Annotated in this window: 21 protein-coding genes; 8 read left to right on the forward strand and 13 right to left on the reverse strand. The window is 65.0% G+C overall.

Annotated elements, in window-relative coordinates; translation table 11 throughout:
* Positions 1–19: 19 nt before the first annotated feature.
* Together QX048_RS10045 and QX048_RS10050 are read left to right on the forward strand one after the other, a co-directional pair.
* Positions 20–1,297, forward strand: coding sequence for a YeaH/YhbH family protein (locus tag QX048_RS10045; RefSeq protein ID WP_315718011.1), 1,278 nt, complete (start codon positions 20–22; stop codon positions 1,295–1,297).
* Entirely contained in the window at positions 1,294–2,832 is a 1,539-nt protein-coding gene (locus QX048_RS10050; protein ID WP_315828312.1) for a SpoVR family protein, read from the forward strand. The genes QX048_RS10045 and QX048_RS10050 overlap by 4 nt, the downstream gene beginning before the upstream one ends.
* A 25-nt stretch (positions 2,833–2,857) precedes the next feature.
* Here QX048_RS10050 and QX048_RS10055 read toward each other — a convergent pair whose 3' ends face one another.
* The gene (locus QX048_RS10055) at positions 2,858–3,268 is read right to left on the reverse strand and encodes a VOC family protein (protein ID WP_315718013.1); all 411 of its coding nucleotides are present in this window, start codon (positions 3,266–3,268) and stop codon (positions 2,858–2,860) included.
* Positions 3,269–3,415: 147 nt separating this feature from the next.
* Between QX048_RS10055 and QX048_RS10060 the strand changes: the two genes are divergently transcribed.
* Entirely contained in the window at positions 3,416–4,687 is a 1,272-nt protein-coding gene (locus QX048_RS10060) for a TMEM143 family protein (protein ID WP_315718015.1), read from the forward strand.
* Between the two features lie 368 nt (positions 4,688–5,055).
* On the opposite strand, the gene QX048_RS10065 is transcribed toward QX048_RS10060, so the two are convergent.
* From QX048_RS10065 to pqqA, 10 genes are all read right to left on the reverse strand, one after another.
* Positions 5,056–6,111 carry a 2-oxoacid:ferredoxin oxidoreductase subunit beta gene (locus QX048_RS10065; protein WP_315718016.1) on the reverse strand — a complete coding sequence of 352 codons (1,056 nt, stop codon included), beginning with the start codon at positions 6,109–6,111 and terminating at the stop codon, positions 5,056–5,058.
* Between the two features lie 169 nt (positions 6,112–6,280).
* Complete coding sequence (locus tag QX048_RS10070) at positions 6,281–8,131, reverse strand: 2-oxoacid:acceptor oxidoreductase subunit alpha (RefSeq protein ID WP_315718017.1); 1,851 nt, start codon at positions 8,129–8,131, stop codon at positions 6,281–6,283.
* Positions 8,101–9,900 carry an FAD-dependent oxidoreductase gene (locus QX048_RS10075; RefSeq protein ID WP_315718018.1) on the reverse strand — a complete coding sequence of 600 codons (1,800 nt, stop codon included), beginning with the start codon at positions 9,898–9,900 and terminating at the stop codon, positions 8,101–8,103. Before QX048_RS10075 ends, QX048_RS10070 begins: the two co-directional genes overlap by 31 nt.
* Before the next feature lie 458 nt (positions 9,901–10,358).
* The gene (locus QX048_RS10080) at positions 10,359–11,030 is read right to left on the reverse strand and encodes a DUF4286 family protein (RefSeq protein WP_315750210.1); all 672 of its coding nucleotides are present in this window, start codon (positions 11,028–11,030) and stop codon (positions 10,359–10,361) included.
* A 176-nt stretch (positions 11,031–11,206) separates the two neighbouring features.
* Positions 11,207–12,196, reverse strand: coding sequence for a prolyl aminopeptidase (gene pip, locus QX048_RS10085; protein ID WP_315718020.1), 990 nt, complete (start codon positions 12,194–12,196; stop codon positions 11,207–11,209).
* Positions 12,189–13,382 carry a pyrroloquinoline quinone biosynthesis protein PqqE gene (gene pqqE, locus QX048_RS10090; protein ID WP_315828311.1) on the reverse strand — a complete coding sequence of 398 codons (1,194 nt, stop codon included), beginning with the start codon at positions 13,380–13,382 and terminating at the stop codon, positions 12,189–12,191. Before pqqE ends, pip begins: the two co-directional genes overlap by 8 nt.
* Positions 13,379–13,687, reverse strand: a complete 309-nt coding sequence (gene pqqD, locus QX048_RS10095; RefSeq protein ID WP_315828310.1) for a pyrroloquinoline quinone biosynthesis peptide chaperone PqqD — start codon at positions 13,685–13,687, stop codon at positions 13,379–13,381. The genes pqqE and pqqD overlap by 4 nt, the downstream gene beginning before the upstream one ends.
* Positions 13,688–13,932: 245 nt before the next feature.
* Positions 13,933–14,688: a pyrroloquinoline-quinone synthase PqqC gene (gene pqqC / locus QX048_RS10100; RefSeq protein ID WP_409977980.1), complete on the reverse strand. Its 756-nt coding sequence runs from the start codon at positions 14,686–14,688 to the stop codon at positions 13,933–13,935.
* A gap of 20 nt (positions 14,689–14,708) precedes the next feature.
* Entirely contained in the window at positions 14,709–15,638 is a 930-nt protein-coding gene (gene pqqB / locus QX048_RS10105; RefSeq protein ID WP_315750213.1) for a pyrroloquinoline quinone biosynthesis protein PqqB, read from the reverse strand.
* Between the two features lie 215 nt (positions 15,639–15,853).
* On the reverse strand, positions 15,854–15,934 hold the full coding sequence (gene pqqA / locus QX048_RS10110; protein WP_012029362.1) for a pyrroloquinoline quinone precursor peptide PqqA: 81 nt from the start codon (positions 15,932–15,934) through the stop codon (positions 15,854–15,856).
* 305 nt (positions 15,935–16,239) lie between these two features.
* On the opposite strand from pqqA, the gene QX048_RS10115 reads away from it, so the two are divergent.
* Complete coding sequence (locus QX048_RS10115) at positions 16,240–16,497, forward strand: DUF6894 family protein (RefSeq protein ID WP_315718026.1); 258 nt, start codon at positions 16,240–16,242, stop codon at positions 16,495–16,497.
* Positions 16,498–16,551: 54 nt separating this feature from the next.
* On the opposite strand, the gene QX048_RS10120 is transcribed toward QX048_RS10115, so the two are convergent.
* Both QX048_RS10120 and QX048_RS10125 read right to left on the reverse strand, forming a co-directional pair.
* Complete coding sequence (locus QX048_RS10120) at positions 16,552–16,986, reverse strand: group III truncated hemoglobin (RefSeq protein ID WP_315828337.1); 435 nt, start codon at positions 16,984–16,986, stop codon at positions 16,552–16,554.
* An 80-nt stretch (positions 16,987–17,066) separates the two neighbouring features.
* Positions 17,067–18,170 carry a lactonase family protein gene (locus QX048_RS10125; RefSeq protein WP_315828309.1) on the reverse strand — a complete coding sequence of 368 codons (1,104 nt, stop codon included), beginning with the start codon at positions 18,168–18,170 and terminating at the stop codon, positions 17,067–17,069.
* A 364-nt stretch (positions 18,171–18,534) separates the two neighbouring features.
* Between QX048_RS10125 and QX048_RS10130 the strand changes: the two genes are divergently transcribed.
* The 4 genes from QX048_RS10130 (at position 18,535) to QX048_RS10145 (ending at position 22,114) form a co-directional block, all read left to right on the forward strand.
* Positions 18,535–19,929 (forward strand): amidase family protein, encoded by a 1,395-nt coding sequence (locus QX048_RS10130; RefSeq protein ID WP_315828308.1) that lies wholly within the window; start codon positions 18,535–18,537, stop codon positions 19,927–19,929.
* Positions 19,929–20,405 (forward strand): glutathione peroxidase, encoded by a 477-nt coding sequence (locus QX048_RS10135; protein ID WP_315828307.1) that lies wholly within the window; start codon positions 19,929–19,931, stop codon positions 20,403–20,405. Before QX048_RS10130 ends, QX048_RS10135 begins: the two co-directional genes overlap by 1 nt.
* Positions 20,402–20,656: a DUF3297 family protein gene (locus tag QX048_RS10140; RefSeq protein ID WP_315718031.1), complete on the forward strand. Its 255-nt coding sequence runs from the start codon at positions 20,402–20,404 to the stop codon at positions 20,654–20,656. Before QX048_RS10135 ends, QX048_RS10140 begins: the two co-directional genes overlap by 4 nt.
* Before the next feature lie 402 nt (positions 20,657–21,058).
* Complete coding sequence (locus QX048_RS10145) at positions 21,059–22,114, forward strand: hypothetical protein (RefSeq protein WP_315828306.1); 1,056 nt, start codon at positions 21,059–21,061, stop codon at positions 22,112–22,114.
* Positions 22,115–22,244 lie beyond the last annotated feature (130 nt).

A 22,244-nucleotide genomic window follows, 5' to 3' on the forward strand; every position in this document is an offset into this window, starting at 1 on the left:
AGGCGTATGGAACGTGGTCATGCACATCATTGATCGGCGCCTGAATCCGGGCGGCAAAAGTCTCGAAAATCGCCAGCGATTTTTGCGCCGCGCCAAGGCCCTGGTTCAGGGAGCGGTCAAGAAGACCTCGCAGGACCGCGACATCAAGGACGTGCTGGAGGGCGGCGAGGTCTCGATCCCGCTCGACGGCATGGACGAGCCTCGCTTCCGCCGCGAGGGCGGCACCCGCGACATGGTGTTGCCCGGCAACAAGAAGTTCGTCGAAGGCGACATCCTGCCGCGCTCCGGCGACGGCAGCGGCCGCAAGTCGGCGCCCGGACAAGGCGACAGCGAGGACGCGTTCCGCTTCGTGCTGAGCAAGGAGGAGTTCGTCAACCTCTTCCTCGACGATCTCGAGCTGCCCGATCTCGCCAAGCGCAAATTCGCCGAGGCCGAGAGCGAGGGGCTGGTACGCGCGGGCTATTCGACGTCGGGGTCGCCGGCCAATATCTCGATCAGCCGCACCGTCACGCGCGCCTTGGCCCGCCGCGTCGCGCTGCGCCGTCCGCGGCCGGAGGCGATTGCCGAGCTCGAAGCCCAGCTGGAGCAGGAGACCGACGACGACAAGCGCGCCGCGCTTCTGGCCGAGATCGAGGCGCTGAAGGCGAAGGCCAAGCGCATCCCCTTCATCGACCCGATCGACATCCGCTACCGGCGCTTCGAGGCCGTGCCGAAGCCGATCGCACAGGCCGTGATGTTCTGCCTAATGGACGTGTCCGGCTCGATGTCGGAGCACATGAAGGACCTCGCCAAGCGATTCTACATGCTGCTCTACGTGTTCCTGACCCGGCGCTACCGCCATGTCGAGATCGTCTTCATCCGCCATACCGATCGCGCCGAGGAGGTCGACGAGCAGACGTTCTTCTACGGACCGGCGTCCGGCGGCACCTTGGTGTCGAGCGCCCTGCAATGCATGCACGACATCGTCCGCTCGCGCTTCCGCCCCTCGGACTGGAACATCTACGCGGCGCAGGCCTCCGACGGCGACAACGCCACCTCGGATTCCGAGAACGTCGCGCGGCTCTTGACCGACAACATCCTGCCGGTGTCGCAGTTCTTCGCCTATCTCGAGGTCGGCGAATCCGGCACCTATTCGTTCGAGATGCCTGACTCGGCGCTGTGGTCGCTGTATGAGCGGCTGCGCGCCAATGGCGAGCCGCTGTCGATGCGCAAGGTCCGCGACCGCAGCGAGATCTTCCCGGTGTTCCACGACCTGTTTCAGCGTCGCGGCACCACGCAGGAGAGGGCGGCGTCATGAGCGGGCTGCTGTTCGAGGGCGCAGACTGGAATTTCCTCACCCTGCAGCGCATCCACGATGCCTGCGAAGCCGTCGCCGAGAAGGAGCTCGGGCTCGACACCTATCCCAACCAGATCGAGGTGATCACGGCCGAGCAGATGCTCGACGCCTATTCCTCGGTCGGCATGCCCCTGTTCTACAAGCACTGGTCGTTCGGCAAACACTTCGCCTATCACGAGGCCTCGTACCGCAAGGGCCTGATGGGCCTCGCCTATGAGATCGTGATCAACTCCTCGCCCTGTATCTCCTATCTGATGGAGGAGAACACGGCGACGATGCAGACCTTGGTGATCGCGCACGCCGCGTTCGGCCACAACCATTTCTTCAAGAACAACTACCTGTTCAAGCAGTGGACCGACGCCGACGGCATCCTCGACTATCTCGATTTCGCCCGCGGCTACATCGCGCAATGCGAGGAGCGTTATGGCCGGCTCGCGGTCGAGCATACGCTCGACGCGGCGCATGCGCTGATGTCGCACGGCGTCGACCGCTATCCCGGCAAGAAGAAGCTCGACTTCCGCGAGGAGGAGAAGCGCGCGGGCAAGCGCAGGCTCTACGAGGAGGGCCAGTTCAACGATCTCTGGCGCACGGTGCCGACCGGCCCGGTCAAGACCAATGCGATGCTGAACGTCGAGCGCCGTCGCGCGCTGCTCGGCCTCCCGCAGGAGAACCTGCTCTATTTCCTGGAGAAGACCGCGCCGCGGCTGGCGCCCTGGCAGCGCGAGTTGCTGCGCATCGTTCGCCACATCGCGCAGTATTTCTATCCGCAGGGTCAGACCAAGGTCATGAACGAGGGCACGGCGACCTATGTGCACTATCGCATCATGAACCGGCTGCACCAGGACGGCCGCCTCACCGACGGCAACTTCCTGGAGTTCCTGCAGTCGCACACCAACGTCGTGTTCCAGCCGGAGTTTGACGATCCGCGCTTCTCCGGCTTCAACCCGTATGCGCTCGGCTTTGCGATCATGCAGGACATCGAGCGCATCGTGAAGGACCCGACCGACGAGGATCGCGAATGGTTTCCGGACATCGCCGGCACCGGCGACGAAATGGCGGTGCTGCGTGACGTCTGGGCGAATTATCGCGACGAGAGCTTCATCAGCCAGTTCCTCAGCCCCAACCTGATCCGGCACTTCAAGCTGTTCCATTTGCATGACGATCCGGCCGAACGTGCCGGCATCCTGGTCGACGCCATCCATGACGAGCGCGGCTATCGCCGCATCCGGCGCGAGCTGTCGAAACAGTACGATGTCGGCTACATCGACCCGAACATCGAGGTGGTCGATGTCGATCTCGCCGGCGATCGCCGCCTGATGCTGCGGCATACGGTGGTCAAGGGCGCCCAGCTCAACGAGACCGACACCAAGCGCGTGCTGCAGCATCTCGCCGATCTCTGGAGCTACGACGTGTCGCTGGTCGAGGTCGACGCCGCCACCGACAAGGTGCTGAAGGAGTACGTGCTCAATCCCCGGATACAACCGGCGGCCGCCTAGCGCGGCCGCCAAGCCCTGAGCGACGTCAGATTTCCGCGAAGATCTCCAGCAGATTGCCGTCGGGATCCCTGAAGAACAGCGTCCGATGGCCGAAGGGCTGGTCCCTCGGCTGCTCCAGGAGCGCGACGCCCTTCTCCGTCAGCTCGGCCGCGCAGCGGTCGACGTCGTCGCGTCCCACCTTGAAGGCGAGTTGAAGCGCCGCGCTTCCCGGCGGTGTCGGCCGGTCCGATGTCAGCCGCTGCGGCCGAGCGAGCGCGAGCGTGTTGGGGCCGATCTGAAATTCGATCCACCCCTGCGACAGTTCCCGGAGCAGCGGAAAGCCCAGGACCTCCTCGTAGAACTGCCGCATGACGTCCCAGTCGCGGGCGAGGATCACCGTGTAGTCGATGGCGCGAATGGCGCGAAATGCGGACACCCTCTTTACATCATTGGTCACGATCTCTCCCTCCCGGCCGGCCTCACCAAGCTTTTCCATCCCGCGTCGAGTGGCGCAAGGCTGATGAGCCCGCTATGGTGCCCGCCGTTGGCCGGGTGGTTGCAGCCGGCCGTTGCGGACGATGATCAAAGCTCGGGCGTAAGGCGCGTGGTTGGACCAAAGCAGACGGCGGCAACGGATCGGCGGGACCGGTTCATTCCGATACGCAAGTCCGACGTCCTGGACACCGTCATTTCGCATGGCGGTCTGGATGACGCCCTGGCGGCCGACCTGCGCCAGCTGGCGCACATGCTCGGCGCCATCCTGCACCACGAATATTTCGACGAGCTCGATCGGCTGCGCGACGTCTATTTCGACTTCGATCCCGAGGTCCCCGCCGGCCGCCATCGCTCCGCTCAGGAGCTCGACACCGCCTATTGCAACCTCACCGACGAATTCGTCCGGGTGCTGAGCGAAGCGAACTTCATCGAGATCAGCCACGATGAGATCGAGCGCGCCTTCGCCGAGCACGCGCTTGTCAGGGTCAAGCTGAGGGCGCCGGTCTCCGACTTTCGCGCCGTCCGCATGTTCCGGCGCGGCACGCATCAAGAGACCATCGAGGTCCCCATGCTGTATGGCCTGCGGAGGCGCAAGCAGGAGATCGAGGTCTACGACGACATCATCCTGATGGTCGCGACCAGGCCAGACGAGCCGTCTCAGAAGAAGCGCAAGACCGCCGCCTGGCGTGGCCGCAACAAGATCCGCGGCGGCGCGGTGCTGTTCAAATATTTCCGCCACATCGCGCGCTTCGACCTCGAGGCGCTGCTGCCGAACGTCCGCGTCGTCATGGGCCTGCGCGAGCAACTGACGCTGGGCGTGCCGGCGCTGGTCGGCGGCGTACCGATCCTGCTCAAGCTGGCTTCGACGCTCACCGTGCTGTTCATCGTCGCCGGCTTTTATCTCGGCCTCAGCGGCACCGTGCACGACAACGATACGGAGCAGGCGCTGGCGGCGCTGTCGGGATTGTTCGCGCTCGGCGCCTTCATCCTGCGGCAATGGGGCAACTTCCATCGCCAGTCGCTGATCCATCAGAAGCAGGTCACCGACAACATCTACTTCCGCAACGTCAACAACAATTCCGGCATCTTCAACTATTTGATCGGCGAGGCCGAGGACCAGGACTGGAAGGAAGCGATGCTGGCCTATGGCGGCCTGCTGCTGGCGTCGGTGCCGCTCTCGCGTGCAGCATTGTGCAGCCATGTCGAGGAGTTGCTGCAGCAGATGTTTGGATTGAGCCGCGCGTTCAATGTCGAGGAGGCCTTGATCAGGCTGCGGGAGTTCGGCCTTGTGACCGGCGGAGATGACGCGCTGTCCGCGCTGCCGCTGCGCGAGGCGATCGCGCAGCTCGATCGCGTCTGGGCAAGCGCGTTGCGGGCGTAATCGTCATCAACGATGACGGGCCTCATGGTTCAAGACGCGCCTGCGGCGCTCCTCATGATGAGGAGCGAGGGCGCGGCTCACCAGGATATGCCGAGCTGTCGCAACGAACGATCTGATAGTTAGTTACTCCGTCATGGCCGGGCTTGTCCCGGGCATCCACGTGGTTATCAGCGTGCCGAACGACGTGGATGGCCGGGACAAGCCCGGCCATGACGTGGAGATAGACAAGCGCAAAACTCCGATTGTGAAATGCGATAGCCCCGCCAGAAGCGGGCGCAATGCACTCCACCTTTGTCCTGAGGAGCCCGCCGGAGGCGGGCGTCTCGAAGGACGGTTACAGAGCGCACGCTCTCCACGCAGCGGTCTGCCTAGCGCAGACTCGCATTGATCTTGTCGAGCGCGGCCTGGCCCGGGCACAGATCCGCGGCCTCCAGCCGGTTGAGCGGGCGTTCCACCGTGTTGAGGTGGCTGTGCAGATCGTCGGCCTCAGGGTCGACATAGAGCAGGCCGGTGACGATCTGGCCTTGCGCGGCATGCTTCTGGAGGAAGGTCATGGCGCCGAGCCGGTCGTGCGGGTCGTAGTCGGCGTCGATCTTGCGCAGCGCCAGCCTGGAGCCGTCGTGCTGCTCGACGATCTGCACCGTGCCCGGATCCTGGTCGATCTCGATCGGATCGCGCCCGGTCAGCACGTCCAACCGGTTCACGGCATCGTTGTGCTCGCGGACATAGTCGAAGCTCTTGGTTGAGCCGGCGTGATTGTTGAACGCGATGCACGGGCTGATGACGTCGATGAACGCCGCGCCCTTGTGCCGGATGGCGCCCTCGATGATCGGCACCAGCTGCTTCTTGTCGCCGGAGAACGACCGCGCCACATAGGTGGCCCCGAGCTGCAGCGCGATGCCGACCAGGTCGATCGGATTGTCGGTGTTGGTGACGCCCTTCTTCGACTTCGACCCGCGGTCGGCGGTCGCCGAGAATTGGCCCTTGGTCAGGCCGTAGACGCCGTTGTTCTCGACGATATAGGTCATGTTCACGCCGCGCCGGATCGCGTGGGCGAACTGGCCGAAGCCGATCGAGGCGGAATCGCCGTCGCCGGAGACGCCGAGATAGATCAGCTCGCGGTTGGCGAGGTTGGCGCCGGTCAGCACCGAGGGCATGCGGCCGTGCACGGTGTTGAAGCCGTGCGAATTGCCGAGAAAGTAGTCCGGTGTCTTCGACGAGCAGCCGATGCCGGAGATTTTTGCCACCCGATGCGGCTCGATCGACAGCTCGAAGCAGGCCTCGATGATCGAGGCCGTGATCGAATCGTGGCCGCAGCCGGCGCACAAGGTCGAGATCTTGCCCTCGTAGTCGCGATGGCTGTAGCCGAGTGCGTTCTTCTTGATGCCGGGATGCTGGAATTTCGGCTTTGCGATGTAGGTCATGAGAGCACCCTGTCGCCCAGTGCCGTCATGGCCGGGCTTGTCCCGGCCATCCACGTGGGAGTCCGAGGAAAGAGAGGCGTGGATGCCCGGGCCTTCGCCGCGCCGGAGCGGCTCCGGCCGCGCAGGCGGGTCAAGCCCGGGCATGACCGTGGAGAGAGTGGCTGTAAAGTCATGACACCGCCTTGCGCAGCGGTGTGACCTTGATGTGGTCCTGGTGGTCGCCGATCGCATCGGCGATGAAGCGCGCCGTGATCGGCGTGCCGTCATAATGCAGGATCGGCACCAGCCGGACCGGGTCGATGCCGTTCTCGGTGACGATCAGCTGGCGCAGCTGCGCGTCGCGGTTCTGCTCGACCACATAGACGAAGTCGTGCTCGGCGATGAAGCTCGCCACGCTCGAATGGAACGGGAAGGCGCGGATGCGCAGGCGGTCGAGCTGACAGCCGCGCGCCTCCAGCAGTCCGATTGCCTCGTCCATCGCCGGCGCGGTCGAGCCGAAATAGATCACGCCATATCTGGTCGGCTTGCTCGCATTGGCCTGCAGCGGCCGCGGCACCATGTCCTGCGCGGTCTGGAACTTGCGCAGCAGGCGCTGCACGTTGTCGGCATAGACGGCGCCTTCCTCGGAATAGCGCGCGTAGCGGTCACGCGAGGTGCCGCGGGTGAAGTAGGAGCCCTTCGTCGGATGCGTGCCGGGGTAGGTGCGGAACGGAATGCCGTCGCCGTCGACGTCGAGATAGCGGCCGAAGTCGCGGCCTTCGTCGAGCATTTCCGCCGTCATCACCTTGCCGCGGTCATACTGCTTGGCGTCGTCCCACTTCAGCGGCCGGGACAGCCGCTGGTTCATGCCGATGTCGAGATCGAGCATCAGGAAGATCGTGGTCTGTAGCCGCTCGGCGAGGTCGAACGCCGCAGCGGCAAACTCAAACGCCTCCGCCGGATCTTCGGGGAACAGCATCACATGCTTGGTATCGCCGTGCGAGGCATAGCCGCAGGCGATCAGGTCGCATTGCTGCGTCCGCGTCGGCATGCCGGTCGAGGGGCCGGCGCGCTGCACGTTCATGATCACGGCCGGGATCTCGGCAAAGTAGGAGAGGCCGATGAACTCGGTCATCAGCGACACGCCGGGGCCCGATGTCGTGGTAAAGGCGCGGGCGCCGTTCCAGGACGCGCCAACCACCATGCCGATCGAGGCGAGCTCGTCCTCGGCCTGCACGATCGCGTATTTGGCCTGCCCGGTTTCCGGATCGTGCCGCAGTTTCTTGCAGTGGTTGCTGAACGCTTCGGCCAGCGACGACGACGGCGTGATCGGGTACCAGGCGCAGACCGTGGCGCCGCCATAGACGGCGCCGAGCGCGGCGGCGTTGTTGCCCTCGATGAAGATGCGGTCGCCGACCTTGTCGGCCTTCTTGATGCGCAGGCCGATCGGGCACTTCAAATTCTGCAGCGCCCAGTCGCGGCCGAGATGCAGCGCGTGGACGTTGGAGGAGAGCAGCTTCTCCTTGCCCTTGTACTGCTCACCGATCAATTGCTCGATCAGCTTCGGATCCATGTCGAGCAGCGCTGAGAGCGCGCCGAGATAGATGATGTTCTTGAACAGCTGGCGCTGGCGCGGATCCGAATAGGTCGAGTTGGTGATCGCGGTCAGCGGGACGCCGATGACGGTGATGTCGTCGCGGAACTTGGTTGCCGGCATCGGCTTGGTGGAATCGTAGAACAGATAGCCGCCCGGCGCGATACCGGCGACGTCCTTGTCCCAGGTCTGCGGGTTCATCGCCACCATCAGATCAGTGCCGCCGCCGCGGGCGCCGAGATGGCCCGCTTCGGTGACGCGCACCTCGTACCAGGTCGGCAGGCCCTGGATGTTCGACGGGAAGATGTTGCGCGGGCTGACCGGCACGCCGTGGCGGAGCACGGCGCGCGCGAAGAGTTCGTTCGCGCTGGCCGAGCCGGAGCCGTTGACGTTGGCGAAGCGGACGACGAAGTCGTTTACGCTGCTGAGCGGCGCTTGCTGGGACATGCGTTACCTGCGTGAGTCGTCTCGATGAAATATTTCTGCATGTCCCACGCACCGGTGGGACAGCGCTCGGCGCACAGGCCGCAATGGAGGCAGACGTCCTCGTCCTTCACCATCACCCGCCCGGTCTTCAGATCCGACGACACGTAGAGGCTCTGGTCGACATGCGGCGCCGGCGCCTTCAGGCGCGAACGCAGATCCGCCTCCTCGCCGTTGTCGGTGAAGGTGATGCAGTCCATCGGACAGATGTCGGCGCAGGCGTCGCATTCGATGCACAGCGTGTCGGAGAACACCGTCTGCACGTCGCAATTCAGGCAGCGATGCGCCTCGCCGAGCGCGAGCTTGACGTCGTAGCCGAGCTCGACCTCGGCGCGGATGTCCTTCAGCGCGACCACCTTGTCGCGGTGCGGCACCTTGAAGCGCTTCTCGGACGAAACGTCGTTGTCATAGCTCCATTCATGGATGCCCATCTTCTGCGAGGAGACATGCACCTCGGGCAGCGGCCGCTCGGTGATGTCCTCGCCGGACAGCAGGCGGTGGATCGACAGCGCCGCCTCGTGGCCCTGGGCGACCGCCCAGATGATGTTCTTCGGACCGAACGCCGCATCGCCGCCGAAGAACACTTTCGGGTTGGTCGAGACGAAGGTTGTCGGATCGACCACCGGCATGTGCCATTTGTCGAACGCGATGTCGCAATCGGCCTCGATCCAGGGGAACGCGTTCTCCTGGCCGACGGCGACCAGCACGTCGTCGCACTCATAGGTGACGTCGGGCTCGCCCGACGGCACCAGCGAGCGACGGCCGCTGGCGTCATATTCGGCCTTCACCTTCTGGAAGGTGACGCCGGTGAGCCTGCCATTGTCGTGATTGAAGGCGACCGGCACGAGATAGTTGAGGATCGGAATGTCCTCGTGCAGCGCGTCCTCCTTCTCCCAGGGCGACGCCTTCATCTCCTCGAAGCCGGAGCGCACGATGACCTTGACGTCCTCGCCGCCGAGCCGTCGCGCGGTGCGGCAGCAATCCATCGCGGTGTTGCCGCCGCCGAGCACGATCACGCGCCTGCCGATCTTGTCGGTGTGTCCGAACGAGACGCTGGAGAGCCAGTCGATGCCGAGATGGATGTTCGCGGCGGCTTCCTTGCGTCCGGGAATGTTCAGCTCCCGGCCGCGTGGCGCGCCGGAGCCGATGAAGATGGCATCATAGTTCTCGGCCAGCAGCGTCTTGAGGCTGTCGACGCGATGTCCGGCCTTGTAGTCGACGCCGAGGCCGAGCACGTAGCCCGTCTCCTCGTCGATGACGCTGTCGGGCAGGCGGAATTTGGGGATCTGCGAGCGCATCATGCCGCCGGGCTTTGGGTCGGCATCGAACACGGTGCAGTGATAGCCGAGCGGCGCGAGATCGCGCGCCACCGTCAGCGAGGCCGGGCCGCCGCCGACCAGCGCGATGCGCCGGCCGTTCTTCGGGGCAGGGCGCGGCAGGCGCTGATGGATGTCGTCCTTGAAATCGGCCGCAACGCGCTTCAGGCGGCAGATCGCGACCGGGCTTTCCTCGACACGCCCCCGTCGGCAGGCGGGCTCGCAAGGGCGATCGCAGGTGCGTCCGAGAATGCCCGGGAATACATTCGATTTCCAATTGATCATGTAGGCGTCGCTGTAGCGACCCTCAGCGATCAGGCGGATGTATTCAGGGACCGGAGTGTGTGCGGGACAAGCCCATTGGCAGTCGACCACTTTGTGAAAGTAGTCGGGGGCCGAGATATCAGTCGCTCTCATTCATACCCTGTCCGCGCGGCGAACCATGAGCGCGCGGCCTTCCTGACGTGAGGACGACTGCTTGTTCAGGATCGGCTAGGGATCGATGTGGGTCCGGAGCAGGTCCTGTTCGTCGCCCTTCTGTTTTTTGAATGGCTCAATTGAATAGTCTTATCAGACTAGAGCCATTCCAAGGCGCGCACAAAGGCAAATTTGCAAAGCTGCCCCTCATGCACAGTGTGCGGCGCCGCATTGCCGGCCTGATGCTGCCACGTGTTGCGATGCGGCATTTTCGGTGACGATAGATTGCGAGGATGATGATAAATTAAAGAATGGAGGGTGGAGCACGCGGGTTGCCACGCACTCCGCCGTCATGCCCGGGCTTGTCCCGGGCATCCACGTCGTTCCCAGGATGCCGCACAACGTGGATGGCCGGGACGAGCCCGGCCATGACGATGTGGAGAGAGGCGGGATCTAACTCACTTCGCCGCCGCGATGTCGGCGCGGCTCAAGTCCCACATCAGGCGATAGATGCCGGCCGAGATCTGCGTCGCCAGCGGACCGTCGATCGCCGCGAAGCGGGTGGTCATCAAGGTGGCGATGGCATGACTGTCGGTACCGTCGATGAGGATGAACCAGTCGGCATCGCGCGAGCTCGCAGGAACTCCGGCCGCGGGACCGGAGAGGTCGGCATCGCCTTCGAGCAGATGCATTGAGATGATGCCCCTCAGCTTGCTTGGGTCGAGCTCGACCTGCAGCGCGTCGCGCAACGCTTTGTCCTGCCCGGGTTTGGGCCGCAGGCGGATGATGCCCAGCACGGCGCCGCGACCGGCGCCGATCGAGATCGTGATGCGCGCGACGCTGCGGATCATGTTCTTGAACCGCGCCATCACCGCCTTCGACCATTCCGTCGGCGACTCCAGCCGGGCGCGGTAGGCCGCGCTGTCGAGCACGTCGATCGTTTCGGTCGAATACAGGCAGAGATATTTCGGGCTGCCCTGCTCGGCGACATAGCGTCGCGCCTCGATGAAGCCGGGGATGGCCACGCGCTCTTCGAGATGCTCGCTGTCATACCAATGGTTGAAATCGGCTTCATGCTCAGCATCGATGTTCATCGATGTCAAAAGCATGCCTTTCCCGGCGATGGGCATTGCAGATGTCCTTGTTCAGCGGCCAATTCCTCATGGTGAGGGCGTCACTTGGCGCGTCTCCCGGACAATGCTGCGCATTGCCTGGTGAACCATGAGGCGGGGGATGTCTGGGGCCTCATCCTTTGAGACGCCATGCCGCGCATGGCTCCTCAGGATGAGGAGAGATGACCATGTGTTTAAGGCGCAGTCGTGCGCGTCGCCATATCGCAGATGGCTTTCATGACCGCATCGCGGATGCCGGGATCATAAAGATTGTGACCTGCGGCTTCGACGACACGGATTTCGGCGTCGCGCCAGATTTCGGCCAGGCGCGCGGAGGTGGAGGGCGGACAGAGCAGGTCATAGCGGCCCTGCACGATGATTCCGGGAATCCCGCTGAGCCTGCTCGCATCACGCAGCAACTGGCCTTTCGCCATGAAGCTGTCCTGCGAGAAGTAATGCGCCTCCATGAACGGCGTCGCCGGCAAGGCGGTGCCGGAGCGGATGGCGAGCCGATCCAGATGGGCGCGGGCGGGTTTGATCTCGGACAGCGCCCGCTCGGTGTCGTGCCAGGCGCGCGCAGCCGGGCCATGAATCGCCGGATCGGGATCGAGGATGCGGCGGAAATAGGCGTCGCACGGGTTGGCGCGTTCGTTCTCCGGCAGCATCTCCAGGAAGTCGCGGTGCAGGGCAGGGTGAAAGCGCGCCAGCGTCTCGCCGAATGCCGTCTCCACTTCCGCACGGGTGCCGAGGAACGTCGCCCGCAGCACCAGCCCCGTGACGCGCGTCGGGTGCGCCTGCGTATAGGCCAGCGCCAAGGTGGCGCCCCAGGAGCCGCCGGCGACGATCCAGCGGTCGAAACCGAACTTTTCGCGGATCGCCTCCATGTCGGCGATCAGGTCGGGCAGGGTGTTGTTGTCGCGGCTGCGCGCAGGACGCGAGCGGCCGGCGCCGCGCTGGTCGAACAGCACGGCATGGAAGCGCTCGGGATCGAACAGTCGGCGGTGATCCGGCTGGCATCCGGAGCCCGGCCCACCATGCAGATAGACCGCGGGGATGCCGGCGGCGCAGCCGCTGCTCTCGACGTAGATCTGGTGACCGCCGGAGACATCTAGCCATTCCGACGTCAGCGGCGCGAACGGATCGCTGCGGCGCGCGGAGGCGCGGCCGGCTTCGGCGTCAGGCATCATTGCTCTCGGGCGTGCCGCCGGCGAAATTGCGATAGAGGAAGCGGTCCTGGCCCGAGGCCGCGTCACGCTCGGCCTGCTTGAAGATGCTCTCGTGCAGCGGCGACAGCGTACAGGCCGGATCGGTATTCCCCGCATCGCCGGTCAGCGCGAACGCCTGGCAGCGGCAGCCGCCGAAATCGATCTCGCGGAACTCGCAGGATTTGCACGGCTCCTTCATCCAGCCGGTGCCACGGTAGCGGTTGAAGGCCTCGGAGTTCTGCCAGATCCAGGCGATCGAATGGTTCGACCGCACGGACATGAAGTCGAGCCCGGTGATGCTCTCGGCAGCGTGGCAGGGCAGGATCTTGCCCGAGGGAGAGATGTTGAAGAACTGCCGGCCCCAGCCGCCCATGCACTTCTTCGGCCGCAGCGCGTAGTAGTCCGGCACGACGTAGTCGATCGTCAGCGTGCCCTTCAGCCGCTCGCGCGCCTCTTCGACCAGACGGTCGGTCTCCTCCAACTGGGCATAGGTCGGCATCAGGCTGGCGCGATTCTTCAGCGCCCAGCCGTAATATTGCACGTTGGCGACCTCGAGCCGGTCGGCATCGAGATCGACCGCCATCTGGATGATGTCGGGCAGCTGATGCAGGTTCTGCCGGTGCATCACGGCGTTGACCGTCAGCGGCAGGTCGAGCTCGCGGGTCCAGCGCGCGACCTCGAGCTTCTTGACGTGGCCGCCCTTGTAGCCGCCGACGCGGTCGGCGATGCCGGCCTCGCTGCCCTGGAAGCTGATCTGGACATGGGACAGCCCGGCATCGGCCAGCTCCTTCAGCCGCTCCCGCGTCAGCAGCACGGCCGAGGTGATCAGGTTGGTGTAGAGGCCGACGTCGTTGGCATGCTGCACCAGCTCGACCAGATCCTTGCGCGCGGTCGGCTCGCCGCCGGAGAAGTGGATCTGCAGCACGCCGATCTCGGCGAGCTCGGACAGCACCTTCTTCCATTCCGTGGTGGTCAGCTCCTGTCCGGCGCGATCGAGTTCCAGCGGGTTGGAGCAATAGGGGCATTGCAGCGGACAGCGATGCGTGAGTTCGAGCAGCACGGCGAGCGGAATGCCGTAGGTTTCGGCCACGGAACCGCGCCGCTCCAGCACGGCGAGGCCGTCATTGCTGTCGATGGGCGGTGAGGTGTCGGTCAGCTCGGTCATGATGTCGTCTCCCGAACCTCGGTCAGGAATCCCTTGTCGGCGAGATCCTGCAGCATGGCAACCACATCGGTCGCGATGACGTCGCGAGGCGCGGCATATTTCGCCGCGAGCTCGTCGATGATATCAGCGACGCTGCGCGCGCCATCGCACAGCTTGAGCACCTCGATCGCGATCTCGTCCGGCGCCAGCACGCGTTCCGGCGCCAGGATCACCCAGACCTGCCGGGTCTCGTCGAACTTCAGCTTGGCATGCCGCGGCAGCACCACGCGGCTGGTCTCGGCAACTTGGATGTGACGCGGGGCCATGGCGGGTCTCTAGCCGATGATTGTTGCGTTCTGTCCGATGCCGCGGCATCGGCGGTGCCCACCCTCCCCTGGAGGGGGAGGGTCGTTGCGCATCGCCCGCGATGCGCAACGGGGTGGGGCGATCTCTCCATGCGCACCGCGGCAGGTGGCTTCACCCCACCCCGCCTCGCGCTTCGCGCGAGCCGACCCTCCCCCTCCAGGGGAGGGTGGCACCGGTACCCTTGAGAGAGCCGCGAAGACCACGCTCAGCCCTCCTTCGGCACGAAGGCGCCGGGCGGGATGTGGCCCTCGACATAGGCATGATACAGCGCGTCGAGCTGCACCCACAGCACGTTGGTCTTGAAGATCAGCGCGTTGCACACGGCGGCGCGCTGCTCCGGCGTGGTGGCGTGCTCCTTGACGTAATGCAGCGCGAAGTTCGCGTCGCGCGGCGCCTGGGTGAGACGGCGCTTGAAGTAGCTCATCGTGTCGTTGTTGACGAAATCGTAGTGCTCGAGCATGCCCGAGATGCGCTCTTCATGGATGCTCGGCGCGAACAGCTCGGTCAGCGACGAGGCGATCGCCTCCAGCGGCGAGCGGTCGCGGCAGAAATGCACATAGGCTTCGACCGCGAAGCGGGTGGCCGGCAGGATGCCTTCGGTCGATTCGACGTAGGCCGTGTCGAGGCCGAGGCCTTCGGTCAGTTTGATCCAGCGCTCGATGCCGCCCTCGCTGCCGACATCGCCATCATGATCCTCGATGCGGTGCCGCCATTCCAGCCGCGTGGCGCGGTCGCGGAAGCGCGTCATCACCATCGCGTCCTTCAGCGGGATCGTCGACTGGTAGTAGTAGCGGTTGAGCGCCCAGGCCTGCACCTGGCCCTTGTTGAGCTTGCCGCCGTGCAGCAGCTTATGAAACGGGTGGTGGTTGTGATAGCGCGTCGCGCCGATATGGCGAAGTGCTGCTTCCAATTCGCTTGCACTGTTCAGCGTCACGCCGCGTCCGATCGACAGCGCCGTCATTCCGCTCAGATTGACCTCACTCACAGTACGATCTCCATCCCTTCAGCGGGGATTTCCCATCCCTCGCGTTCCAACGTTTGCCGCTCGGGTGAGGCGTGCAGCCACGCCGGATTGGAGTTGTTGATGTGCAGGAAGACCTTCCTGCCGATCGCGAGGTCCGCCAGCTGCTTGATCGCGCCGCTTTCTCCGGACATCGCGATATGTCCCATGCTCTGCCCGGTCTTGTTGCCGAGTCCGGCCTGGATCATCTCGTCGTCGCGCCACACCGTGCCGTCGAACAGCACCAAGGGCGCGCCCCTCAATCTCGTTCTCAGATCATCGTCCACGCCGGCACAGGCGGCGATGACGTAGCAATATTGCCCGCCTTCGAGATCGGCGATCTTCAGGCCCAGCGTGTCGCCGGTCGAGGAGCTGCCGCCGGGATGCTGCTTGTCGCGCAGATACCACGCGCTCGTTCCCGAGACGGCGAAGGCCGTGATCTCCAGGCCCGAGGGCCGGCCGTCCTGCAGCAGCGGCCGGAACGGCACATCGATCACGATCGGCACGCGCTTGACGGTCTCGTCCTTCAGCACATCGAAGATGTTGTTCGATCTGAGGATCGCAAGCACTTTGGGGTGCGCATGGATCGAAAACGGCGAGCTCTCGCGCATCGACAGCAGCCCCGTGACCGCGTCGATCTCGCCATTGGTCAGGATCACGCCGGCGATCGGACTGTGGCGCAGGGTGCCGGGCTTCGGATGCAGTTGCGGCGTGCGGGTAACCTGCTGGCGCAGATCGGGCGAGGCGTTGATCAGGAACCAGTTGGCGCCATCAGCGCTGACCGCGACCGAGGCCTGGCTGTTGCTGATCTCGGGATGATCGGTGCGCGCGGCACGGCACACGGCGCAGCCGCAATTCCACTGTGGCACTCCACCGCCTGCGGCGGCGCCCAGGACGACGAGGCGAAGCATGAGCCGTCTCCTGGAATTCAGCTGTGGTGGCGCACGCGATTACCAGCGGCAGGATCACCGACAGGCAGGCTGACCAATGGTCAGGACCGCCCGCAGGGAAGGTGACGAGGGTGGGACATCCGACTAGCGTACGGGCTGGCACATACGCGGTCGCTGATCCCCACCCTCAAGCGTCGACGTCCTGATCGCCGAGACCTGGACGTCACACCCGCGAATTATTTGCGGGCCGCGCAGGCGTACATGTTGATTTCCATGCCGACCGGCACTTCAACGATCTTCGGTGCTTTCCAGGCCATTGTCCTCTCCTTCAAGTCGGGACGGTTATCGTCCTCAGCAATAAACTACCGTGCTACGAAAAGTTCGCCAGTGGAATCTTTTTGTTTGAGCCTCTCAGGCCTGTTTATTGCAGTGCGAAGTTGCAGATGCGAGTTGCTGCCGTTTTCGTCGGAACGAGCCGTGAAAACAACGAATTCGTGATCGATGGCTTCGCAACACCGTTCAATTCGGTCCCTAGCTTGGGGGGCTGAGCTGGCCGGATAAAGCAGTCGTGAGATGTTCGAGACTTCAAAACCCCAGCGCGCGACCCCATTGGAAGCTGATGATGCCTAGATATTTCTTCAACACACGGATCGGCGAGGAACTGGTCTCCGACACCGACGGCGAGGTGCTGCGCAGTCCCGACCGCGCCTGGGAAGTCGCGCGCGACATGATCAAGGAACTGCTGCGGACCGAAGGCGGCAACGCGGCGCTGATGACGGCCGTCATCGAGGTGACCGACGAGGACGGTGAGATCGTGCTGGAGTTCCCGTTCTCCGAAGCGATCTTCAACATGCCGGCGCAATCGATGACGCGCCATTGAGCGCAGAACGGCCGCATGGCCGTTTCCCGAACGCCCGCGTGCTTGCGGCCGAGATCAGACCGAATGGCGCGGGCGCGCGATGTCGCCGCGCGTGCTGGCGATGCCCATCTCGAAACTGTCGGCGATGCGGCGGGCGCGGACGATGAAGAGCTCCGCGAGCTCCGGCGCGAACAGGTCCTTCGCCGTCGCCTCGAACAGTTGCAGCCAGCGGTCGAAATGCGGCCCCTGCAACGATAGCAACAGATGCGGCCGCATCGGCGCGCCGCTGTAGCGGCCGGTCTTCAGGAACATCGACGACCAGAAATCGCTGATCCTGCCGATATGGTCGTCCCAATCCTCCACGGTACGGTTGAAGATCGGGCCGATCAGCTCGTCCTCTCTTGCGCGCCCGTAGAAGGTCTCGACCAGCAGGCGGATCGAGGCGTCGTCGAGTTCCGGATGTTGAACTGCGAGGGGATGGCGGTCAGGCTGGGCGGCAGGCATCGTCATGGCGTTGTATATAGGCACTCGCAGCGCCGATGGAAACGCCGGGCCGCCACGTCCGATCTTGTGGCGGCCCTGTCGTTCGCTCACGGCAGGCTGACGAACTCCACCCAGTTCGGCTTCTTGCCCACGGCGTAGGATTTCAGGCTCGTGAGCGCGCCGCTGGCCGGGTCGATCCGATACACCGTCATCCCGTTCGACACTTCGCCGACGGCGGCGAGATAGCGCCCGGTGGGATCGATGGCGAAGCCGCGTGGCTGGGTCTCGGTCGGCACGCTGCCGATCAGGCTCACGCGCCCGCTGGCCGCATCGACCTTGAAGCCGGCAATCGTGTTCGAGCCGCGCTCCGAGGCGTAGAGGAACTTGCCATCCGGCGTCACGTGCAGATCGGCCGCCCAGGGCTTGCCGGTGAAGCCTGAGGGCAGGGCGGTGGTGCGCTGCTGCTCGCTCCAGGTGCCGTTCTCCGCGTCATAGGCATAGACCGCGAGATCCGCGTTGAGTTCGTGCAGAAGGTAGATGAACTTGCCGTTCGGGTGGAAGATGAAGTGGCGCGGCCCTGACTTCTCCGGCGTCTTCACCGTCAGCGCCTCCTTGGCCGTCAGCGTGCCCGTCGCGGCGTCGAAGGCGAAGCCGAGCACCTGGTCGGAGCCGAGATTGGTCGCGAACACGAAGCGGTTGTCGGGCGAGGGCAGGAAGGCGTGGGCGTTCAGCCCGGTCGGGATCACCTGGCTCGGCGCCGCGACGACGCCATTGGCCTGGATCGGATTCACCGCCACCTTGTTGCCGCCATAGGAGGCGCTGAACAGCACCTTGCCGGTGCGGTCGAAGGCGATGTTGGCCATGCTGTCGGCGAGCGGCCCGTTGCCGATGTGGCTGAGCTGACCGGTCTTGGCATTGATCGCAAAGCTCTCGGCCTGGAACGGCTGCGAGCGGATTCCGGCGATCAGCACCGTCTTGTCCGGGCTGACCGCGAGCGGGGTCGACGAGCCCGGCTTGTCGACGCCGACGAAGGAAGCCGTCTGCGCCGGGGTCATCTCGCCGGTGGAAGCATCGAACTTGAAGACGCTGATGTCGTTGCTGTCGGCGTTGCCGACATAGGCATAGGTCTCGGCGTGGCCCGCGCGCGGCGCCAGCGTTGCTGCAGCGGCGAGAACGAATGTTGCGGCCATGATGGTGCCCGGTCTGATCATGTGGTTTCCCCCTTTTGTGATGTGCTTGCTTCAGCTCTTAAAGTCGAACGTGAAGCTTGACCAAGCCTGATTCCGGATCGATCGATGCAGGATGGGTATTGATCGCGACCGCACTTCGCACCCCTAACACGCGGCCAGTTTGTCTCTCCGTCATGCCCGGGCTTGTCCCGGGCATCCACGTCGGTCCACGCGCGCTGCACGACGTGGATGGCCGGGACAAGCCCGGCCATGACGAGGAGGCGAGGGCGAGTGCAACAAGACCCATGCGGTTTGCTGCCGAAGCTATGCTGGAGTGCCGCGCCGCGACGGCTTTCTCCCGACAAGTGCTCGCGCTAGAACAAGCCCCGACACCACGGAGCTCCCCATGACCGATCTCTGGCGCCTGCCGGCTGCCGACCTCGCCGCCCTCATCAAGTCGAAGCAGGTCTCCGCCCGCGATGCCGCGACCGCGGCGCTGGCGCGGCTCGATGCGGTGAACCCCGCGATCAACGCCGTGGTCGACCATCGCCCCGAGGACGTGCTGCAACAGGCCGACGCCATCGACTCCCGGCTGGCGCGCGGCGAGGATCCGGGGCCGCTCGCCGGCGTGCCGGTGACGATCAAGGTCAATGTCGACCAGGCCGGCTTCGCCACCACCAACGGCCTCAATCTGCAGAAGGACGCGATCGCCTCGGCGCACAATCCGGTCGTCAACAACCTGGTCAAGGCCGGTGCCGTGCTGCTCGGCCGCACCAACACCCCGGCGGTGTCCTATCGCTGGTTCACCAGCAACCTTATCCACGGCCACACCAAGAACCCACGCGACCCCGGCATCACGCCGGGCGGCTCCTCGGGCGGCGCAGGATCGGCCACCGCGGCGGGCATCGGCCATATCGGGCATGGCACCGACATCGCCGGCTCCGTCCGCTATCCCGCGTACGCCTGCGGCATCCACGGCCTGCGCCCGACGGTCGGCCGCATCCCGGCCTTCAATACACAGTTCCCCGAGCGCCCGATCGGCCCGCAGATCAGCGCCGTCTCCGGCCCGCTCGCCCGCACGGTCAACGACGTCAGGATCGCGCTGGCCGCGATGTCGGCGCGCGACGTCCGCGATGTCTGGTGGATGCCGGTGCCGCTCGAGGGCCCGCCGCTGCCGAACCGCGTCACCCTCTGCGTCAACCCGGACGGGCTGAACTCTGTGCCGGAGGTCGTGGCCGCCTTGCGCGATGCCGCCAGGCGGCTGGAAGCCGCCGGCTGGACCGTCGAGGAGATCGCGGACACGCCGCCGATGCAGGAGGCCGCGCTGCTGCAGACCCGTCTCTGGCTCGGCGACGGCTACGAGGCGCAGCTCGCGGCTGCGGAAAAGGAGGGCGACCCGGGCGCGCTGGCCTGCCTGCGCGGCGTCAGTGACAAGGTTCACCCATTCGACCTGTCGCAGACGCTCGCGCGCCGCGCCGCGCTGACCCGGCAATGGCTCCTGTTCATGGAGCAGCATCCGCTGCTGCTGATGCCGGTGTCGGGCATGCTGCCGTTCGCCGATCAGCTCGACCGCAAGGACGAGGAGTCGTTCCAGCAGGTCTGGCACGCCCAGCTCACGCAGATCGCGATTCCGTTCTTCGGCCTGCCGGGCCTGACGGTCTCGACCGGCATGGTCGGCCGCGTCCCGGTCGGCGTCCAGCTTGTCGGCCAGCGCTTTCGCGAGGACGCGTGCCTTCTCGCTGGCGAAGCGATCGAGGCTGGCGGTACCCCGCCGTCGCCGATCGATCCGGTGCTGGGCTGATGGCCGGCATCTATGATTTCACCGCGACCTCGCTGAAGGGCGAGGAGGTGCCGCTGAAGCGCTTCGAGGGGCAGGTGCTGCTGATCGTCAACACCGCCAGCGCCTGCGGCTTCACGCCGCAATATCGCGGCCTCGAGGCGCTGCACCGCGCCTATGCGGACAGGGGCTTTGCCGTGCTCGGATTTCCCTGTAACCAGTTCGGCGCCCAGGAGCCCGGCACGGCCGAGGAGATCGGCGCGTTCTGCGCCGGCAAGTACGACGTCACCTTCCCGCTGTTTGCGAAGATCGACGTCAACGGTACCGATGCACATCCGCTCTACAAGTTCCTGAAGGGCGAGAAGACCGGCCTCTTGGGCTCGGCGATCAAATGGAATTTCACCAAATTCCTGGTCGATCGCCATGGGAATGTGGTGTCGCGCCATGCGCCGACCACCACGCCCGAGGCGTTGAAGAAAGAGATCGAGGCACTGCTGTGAGCGACAACGAGACGACTGCGACCCCATTTCCTGACCGGCTGTCGGTTGATCCGAAGAGCCCCTATTACAATGCGGAGATCCTGTCGCGTGACGTCGGCATCCGCTTCAAGGGCGCCGAGAAGACCAATGTCGAGGAATACTGCATCAGCGAAGGCTGGATCCGCGTCGCCGCAGGGAATGCCAAGGACCGCCACGGCAACCCGCTGACCATCAAGGTCCACGGCCCGGTCGAGCCGTATTTCAAGGATTGAGGCGACTGCGCTGCGGGCCTCTGGTGGTCGTATCCGCCAACCTCTGCCCTCAGCGATGAGGCAAACCGCCAACCCAGGACTCGTCATGCCCGGGCCTGTCCCGGGCATCCCCGTCGTCATTCCAGGTGCACGATATGGATGGCCGGGACAAGCCCGGCCATGACGGTGTGGAGAAGGGCGGGGTCGAAGCAGCTTTAGCCCCCGCGTCGCGATGGGTATTTTAGAACGTTGGTCGTAGATATTTGAGCGTCGTTCAAAATTATATTGAACGTCGCTCACAATCCGCTACACTCACCCATATCCGCCCCGTCGGCACCGGTCCCGAGGCGCGACGTCCCCAGGCGTTTGCGCGATCGGACCCCTGCGTGCCGTCTCCCGGCGGGGTCACAGAGGGTGATGACGATGGCCTATTCGGAACAAGATCTGCGCGCCGCCGCCGGGGCAGGCGCGATCGGGCCCGACGAGTTGCAGCGGTTGCTGACCTACCTCGAGCAACAGGCGAAGGCGGGTCCGGCGGCGCACGCCAAATTCGATGCCGCGCATCTGCTCTGGTACGCCGGCGCGCTGATCGTGATCGGCGCCATGGGCCTGTTCTCGACGGTGGCCTTCTCGCAGATGGGCGGCCGCGCCCTGACGGCCTGCGCGCTCGCCTATGCCGCCGCGTTCGGCTTCGCCGGCGACCACCTCTGGCGCCGCGACCTGCGCGTCCCCGGCGGCCTGCTGATCGCCATCGCCGTGTCGATGGCACCGCTCGCCGTCTACGGCGTCCAAGCCGAATTCGGCTGGTGGGGCAAGTTCGGCAAGCCCGGCACGGTTCATGACTTCTACGTCTGGATCAAGGGCAGTTGGCTGTTCATGGAGATCGCCACCATCGCGGCGGGCGCGATCGCGCTGCGCTTCTATCGCGTGCCCTTCATCGTCGCGATCATGTCGGTCGCGCTGTGGTTCATGTCGATGGACCTCACGCCCTGGATCTTCAACGTCAGCCATTTCGACTGGGAGATGCGCCGCGTCGTGTCGATCTGGTTCGGCCTCGGCATTCTCGCGGTGGCGTGGATCGTCGACTACACCAGCCACAGCCGCGACTTCGGCTTTTGGCTGCACTTGTTCGGCCTGATGGCCTTCTGGGGCGGCGTCAGCGCCACGGAAGGCGCGACCGAGCTGGGCAAGGCGATCTACTGCCTGCTGAACGTCGGCCTGCTCGCGATCGCCGTCATCATCGTCCGCCGCGCCTACGCCGTGTTCGGCGCCATCGGCATCACGATGTATCTCGGCCACCTCGCCGACGTCGTCTTCAAGGACTCGCTGCTGTTCCCGTTCGCACTGTCGCTGATCGGCGTCGCGGTGGTCGCGGTGGGACTGGCGTATCACCGAAAGCAGAAGGTGATTGCGGAATGGCTGGCGGCGAACCTCCCGCCGGCGATACTGCGGCTGAGGCCGCAGGGGGCGGTCGGGTGAGGCGCGGCGACAGCATACACCCTCATGGTGAGGAGTGCCGCGCGCGGCGCGTTCAGGCGGTGCTCTCGCATCGCCTTGAGAACAATGAGGTCCGAATGCTCAAGTGAGCAAGCGGGGCCGGAGAGCACGA

The sequence above is a fragment of the Bradyrhizobium sp. SZCCHNS30572 genome (genome assembly GCF_032484415.1).
Lineage (GTDB): Bacteria > Pseudomonadota > Alphaproteobacteria > Rhizobiales > Xanthobacteraceae > Bradyrhizobium.